Here is a 6,222-nt window from a genome sequence, read left to right as displayed (position 1 = left end):
AACCGAGTCGAATGTGATTTTAAACTACGCATTTCAGCAGCCGTTCTTAAAAGGTGTTGCCCTGCAATATATTCGGATTGATTACAACGTAAAACATGGTAATGATTTTGGTGAAGATCGCCTGTTTGTAAACTACACCAAAAAGTTTTAATAACTTTTGATTCAATCTAAGCGGGCTAATTTTGGCCCGCTTTTTATATTATTTCGCTCATAAAAAAACGCTCTTATGAGCGTTTTCAATCAAACATTTAACTTAAGCAACATGCTTTTGTACAACAATCGAACCTACTGAATAACCAGCGCCGAAAGATGAAATCACGCCATACTCACCATTATCTACTTCGTGGCCTGTACGGTGTAAAGCAATAATAACGCCTGCTGAAGAGGTATTTGCAAACTCATCGAGAATAATTGGGGCACGGCTTAAATCTGCCTCTTTACCAGCCACATATTTCAAGATTAGTTCATTCATATTGGCATTGGCTTGGTGTAACCAGAAACGCTTAATATCGTTTGCAGTTAACTGCATTTTCTCCAACTGCGCATTAATGATTTTTGCCACTAACGGACAAACATCTTTAAAGACTTTGCGGCCATCTTGACGGAATAACTTGTCGTCAACGACCGCATCTTCGCTACGGTTTAAGAAACCGAAGTTATTGCGAATGTTGTTTGAAAATTGAGTAAATAAATGAATATCTAAAATTTCAAAACCAGTTTTAGTAGTGGTTTCTTCAATAATAGAAGCGGTCGCAACGTCGCCAAAAATGAAGTGGCAATCACGGTTACGGTAGTCTAGGTGACCCGATGTAATCTCGACATTCACCAACAACACACGGCGAGCGCCTGAACGAATTGCATCTGCCGCTTGTTTCAAACCAAAAGTAGCAGCTGAACATGCAACGTTCATATCGTAGGCATAACCTTGAATGCCAAGTGCTGACTGGATTTCAATCGCAACTGCCGGATAAGCACGCTGCATGTTTGAACATGCCAAAATCACAACATCGATATCTTCAGCAGTTACGCCTGCATTTTCCATTGCCTGTTTCGCAGCAATAACGCCCCACTCTGCTTGAAGTGAAAGTTCATCATTTGAACGTTCAGACAAACGAGGACGCAAACGATTTGGATCGAGGATACCTGATTTCTCAATCACGTAACGGCGCTTAATACCAGACGCTTTTTCAATAAACTCAGCACTAGAACCACGTAATTCTTCGAGTTCACCTGCTGCAATTTTCTCTGCATTCTCTTGGTTATATTGTTCCACATAAGCATTTAAACTGTCGGCCAGTTCTTCATTAGAAATGATTTCTGTTGGGTGAAATAACCCAGTACCTGTGATACGAATGCCCATGTAAAACTCCTAAAAAAATGAATAGGGTCTGTTAATCTTTCATTTATAAATTGCGTTGTAGGCTAAACAACAACATAAACAGACCCCGATCTATCTTAACTGATTCCCAAACGATCCCATAACTTTTGCAGTCGAGTTGGTGAAATAGGCATCTTGGTTTTCATCGGTTGAGAAAATAAAGAAATGCGGAATTCTTCCAACATCAAATACAATTCTTTGATTTTGGGATTGTTTTTGAATTTAAATACCTTGTCCATCCATGGATCGACATCATCAATAGCGGCATGATCTCGCTGTAGATTATTTGGCAATCGATCTAAACGCAATAGCAGCGCTTTTAAATATCGCGGATATTCCTGCCAAAGATCGACTGGTTGGCAGTAAACAAAATTGCTAAGTGACATTAAATCTAGCTGATCTTCAATATCATCAACACTACGGCCAAATATGTCTCGGTCAAGCACTAAAAGCTGACGGCGAATTTGCTGCCATTGAATATAAATGTCACTTAATTGCTCAAGTGCTTGCTGACCATGACTCAAAAATTGCTTTTTGACCTGCTCGAGCAGTTTGTTAAATTCATCTGCATTAATTGGCAAAGTTGTAATTGCCATTTGCAAAGTTGCATAGACTAACATCTGCTCAAGCTTAGCTTTATCGCCCAAAGGTGAATATGCCAAAGCAAGCGGTTTTGAAATCTGCTTTTTCAACTGGCGAACCAAATCGCCAAGCTGCATATGGACCAGACGGATAATCCCTTCACGATGCTGTTTAATTGCCTCAGCTTGATCGTTAAACGTTTGAATAACAACGCCTGAGTCATCTTTAGCTTCAATTTCAGCAAAAGCTTTTGTAGGGACCAAAGCCTGATATTGTTTCACAACAACACCCGTCACTTTATGTGAAGCCTCAAAAGTAAAATTCTCAGGGAAGTTTTTAAACTCACCTTTTTGCTGTTTAACCGGACGATGTGTTTCCACACGGCAACGCGCTTTTAATTCAGGTAAATCGCGGCCTTTTGCAATCAACTTACCTTTTTCATCAATAACTTTAATGAAAGGCACCAAATATGGATCAATGCGTTCAAACGAGAAATCCTTGTCAGTAATTTGCTCACCACGTAAGGCAAAAGCTAAATAACTAAAAATATGTTCACGTAAATGTACTGCATCAATGCCTTGCATGAGCTTACGAGCTGTATCGGGAATAGGCACTACATTACGACGCTTATCTTTAGGTAAAGCTTTAAGTAATGCCTCAATTAAATCTTGGCGCCAACCCGGAATTCCCCATGACCAAATATTTTCATCAACTTGAGGCAATGCCTGTACAGGAATTTGAACAGTCGCACCATCTTCGTCATGGCTCGGGTCAAAATGATATGTCGTTGCTAAACGTAGCTGCCCATTGTGTAGATGATCTGGGAATTGCTGCGTTGTTGGTCGGTCATTGAGCCAAAGTGAATCATCTTCAATAAATAAATAACGTGGATGATTCGCTTCTACCGTCGCACGCCAGTCTTCAAAACTACGACGACTTGCGATTTCTTCAGGAATCTTAGAGGCATAAAACTGATAAATCGTTTCTTCATCGACCACTAAATCACGGCGACGCAATTTATCTTCAACTCGCTCCACTTCTTCAAGTTTAAGTAAGTTGTGTTTTAAAAATGGTGGGATCGTACCCAAATTACCAGTGGTTAATGCATCGCGTAAGAAAATCTCATGAGCAGCAGGCTGGTCAACTTTCTCAAAATTAATTAAGCGTTTTGGTTCAATAATTAAACCAAACAGTGAAATTTGCGCATACGCATTTACGATCCCAGCTTTCTTGGACCAGTGCGGCTCAAAATAGTGATATTTCAATAAGTCACGTGCAGCAAGCAAAATCCATTCAGGGTCAATTTTGGCTAAAGTACGTAAGTACACTTGAGAGGTTTCGACCATTTCAAAAGCCATCACCCAAGAGGTATTGGTTTTGTGCAACGTACTTGCTGGAAAAACTTTAGCTTTTTGCTGACGCACTGCCATAAAGGTATTGCGCTCATCTGTTTTATTGGCAATAAAAGACAATAAGCCTGTCAGCAATGCACGGTGCAAGTTTTCATAATTTGCAGGTTTTTCATTAAAACTCAGTTTTAAGCCTTCGGCTAACTCAACCAATTGCTGATGTGTCTGTTTCCATTCACGTAAACGCAACCAACTTAAAAAATTCTGCTTAGCAAACTGACGTCGTTTATTTTCAGACATCCCTGCTTCACCTTTAGGATTTAAAGTATCCCAAAGTTTTAAATAAAACAGAAAATCTGAATCGGCTTCTTTGAATAATGCATGCTTTTGGTCAGCCTGCATTTGTTTATCGGCTGGGCGCTCGCGCGGGTCTTGAACTGCTAACGCACTCACCACAATTAAAATTTCTTTGAGTACGCCAAAATGAGCACCGCCCACAATCATACGAGCGAGTCGTGGGTCAATTGGCATACGCGCCATCATTTGCCCGACTTTAGTCAGCTCATTTTTCTTTTCGTTAAGTGCACCTAACTCAATGAGTAACTTCCGACCATCATTGACTAGGCGGAAATCTGGTGGCTCAATAAAATCAAAGTTTTCTAGCTCACCTAAACCTAAACTGTGCATTTGTAAAATAACAGACGCTAAGTTAGTCCGTTTAATTTCAGGTTCGGTAAACTCAGGACGGCTTAAGAAGTCTTCTTCACTATATAAACGAATACACACACCCGCCGCAATACGACCACAACGCCCTTTACGCTGATTGGCCGCAGCCTGAGAAATTGCCTCAATTGGTAAACGTTGCACACGTGAACGGTAGTTATAACGAGAAATACGGGCAAAACCGCTATCAATCACATAACGAATATTTGGAACAGTCAGTGCAGTTTCGGCTACGTTGGTCGCAATAATAATACGACGGCCTTTTCCACCTGAACTAAAAATCTTTTGTTGTTCAGAAACAGCTAAGCGCGCGTACAAAGGTAAAATTTCGGTGTGTCTTGGCCCGTACTTTTGCAAGGTTTCCTGCAACTCACGAATTTCTTGCTCTGTACTTGAGAAAATTAAAATGTCGGCATGTTCGGGGTGACCTTTTGCTTCTGCATCAGCAAAGCATTCTTCAACTGCCTGTACGACTGCTCGAGGTAAGTTTTCTTCGAAATCATCAAACTCATCGTCATCACTTCCGCCAATATTCATTTCTGAAATTGGACGATAAAGCACTTCAACTGGATAGCTACGACCTTCTACTTCAAAAACTGGTGCATCATTAAAGTAATTACTAAAACGATTTACATCTAAAGTTGCCGAAGTCACAATCACTTTTAGGTCTGGGCGTTTTGGCAGTAACTGCTTTAAATAACCCATAATAAAATCGATATTGAGTGAGCGTTCATGCGCTTCATCAATAATGATCGTGTCATATTTAGACAAGAAACGGTCATTGCCTAACTCGGCAAGCAAAATACCATCCGTCATTAACCGTACAATTGAATCTTGCGAACCTTGTTCATTAAATCGGATTTTAAAACCAATCGATTCACCAAGCTTTTCGCCGACTTCTTCTGCAATACGCTGAGAAACACTACGTGCAGCTAAACGGCGTGGCTGTGTATGACCAATCATACCCGTTAAGCCGCGACCCGCTAACATTGCAATTTGAGGAAGCTGAGTGGTTTTACCTGAACCTGTCTCACCCGCCACAATAATGACCTGATGCTTTTGAATCGCATCAATTAAACGGTCAGCATATTGAGAAACAGGTAGTTCCTGATTCAGTTTAATTTTAGGGAGGCGTTCAAAACGCTGCCTTACTTTGGCACTCGATTGTTCAAATAATTTTTCAATCTCTGCTGTATTGGCTTTTTTATCTTTACGCAAACGATTTAAACGGTAACGATCTCTTGCCATTACCCACTGATCAATATTTAAATCATTCTGCACAGACAAATTTTCCTGAAAATACAACAATCCTCTATTTTACGCTCTAATGCCCTTCAGGTAAAACACTTGGTTTTTTATATATTTTTAATTTTTTAAAATTTTACCCTTGAATTTTGACTAAGTAGACTTCATGTTGTTATGCAAGTTTCTTTTACTATAACTGTCATTTGATTTACATGTTTTTGCAGTCAAATCGAATACAGTGTTTGGGGACTTAAAAATCGTAAATTTATCACTTATTCGATTTTCCGATTTTAGTCATGTAAAAATACTATTTCCCCAATAAAGAATTTTTATTTATTCTACATCTCGTAAACAAGTTTAAATATAAACCTCAATCATGGAGACAATGATGAGCTTGATTAATACTGAAGTTAAACCATTCCAAGCAACTGCTTACCACAACGGCCAATTTGTTGAAGTTAACGAAACTAACCTTAAAGGTAAGTGGTCTGTTGTATTCTTCTATCCAGCTGACTTCACTTTCGTTTGTCCAACTGAACTTGGTGACTTAGCAGACAACTACGCTGAATTCCAAAAACTTGGTGTTGAAATTTATGCTGTATCTACTGATACACACTTCACTCACAAAGCTTGGCACGACACTTCTGAAGAAATCAAAAAAATCCAATATCCATTAGTTGGTGACCCAACTTGGACTCTTTCTAAAAACTTCGACGTTCTTATTGAATCTGAAGGTTTAGCTGACCGTGGTACTTTCGTTATCGATCCAGAAGGTAAAATCCAAATCGTTGAACTCAACGCTGGTGGTATCGGCCGTGACGCGTCTGAACTTCTTCGTAAAGTAAAAGCTGCTCAATACGTACACGCTCACCCAGGTGAAGTTTGCCCAGCTAAATGGAAAGAAGGCGAAGCTACTCTTGCTCCATCTATCGACCTAGTTGGTAA

Annotated in this window: 3 protein-coding genes and 1 pseudogene; 2 read left to right on the top strand and 2 right to left on the bottom strand. The window is 39.8% G+C overall.

Annotation, left to right across the window (positions count from 1 at the left end):
* Positions 1-151: pseudogene (locus UC75_RS18915) on the top strand (OprD family porin); the annotation flags it as partial.
* 102 nt (positions 152-253) lie between these two features.
* On the opposite strand, the gene UC75_RS12580 reads toward UC75_RS18915, so the two are convergent.
* Both UC75_RS12580 and hrpA read right to left on the bottom strand, forming a co-directional pair.
* The gene (locus tag UC75_RS12580) at positions 254-1,360 is read right to left on the bottom strand and encodes a beta-ketoacyl-ACP synthase III (protein ID WP_013198471.1); all 1,107 of its coding nucleotides are present in this window, start codon (positions 1,358-1,360) and stop codon (positions 254-256) included.
* A gap of 95 nt (positions 1,361-1,455) precedes the next feature.
* Positions 1,456-5,313 carry an ATP-dependent RNA helicase HrpA gene (gene hrpA / locus UC75_RS12575; RefSeq protein ID WP_049837796.1) on the bottom strand — a complete coding sequence of 1,286 codons (3,858 nt, stop codon included), beginning with the start codon at positions 5,311-5,313 and terminating at the stop codon, positions 1,456-1,458.
* A 352-nt stretch (positions 5,314-5,665) separates the two neighbouring features.
* On the opposite strand from hrpA, the gene ahpC reads away from it, so the two are divergent.
* Positions 5,666-6,222 (top strand): alkyl hydroperoxide reductase subunit C (gene ahpC / locus UC75_RS12570; RefSeq protein WP_049837795.1); only part of this gene is annotated, 557 nt, incomplete at its 3' end.

The sequence above is a fragment of the Acinetobacter sp. V2 genome, from assembly GCF_001188385.1.
Classification (GTDB): Bacteria; Pseudomonadota; Gammaproteobacteria; order Pseudomonadales; family Moraxellaceae; genus Acinetobacter; species Acinetobacter oleivorans.
This window is presented reverse-complemented; position numbering and strand designations above follow the sequence as displayed.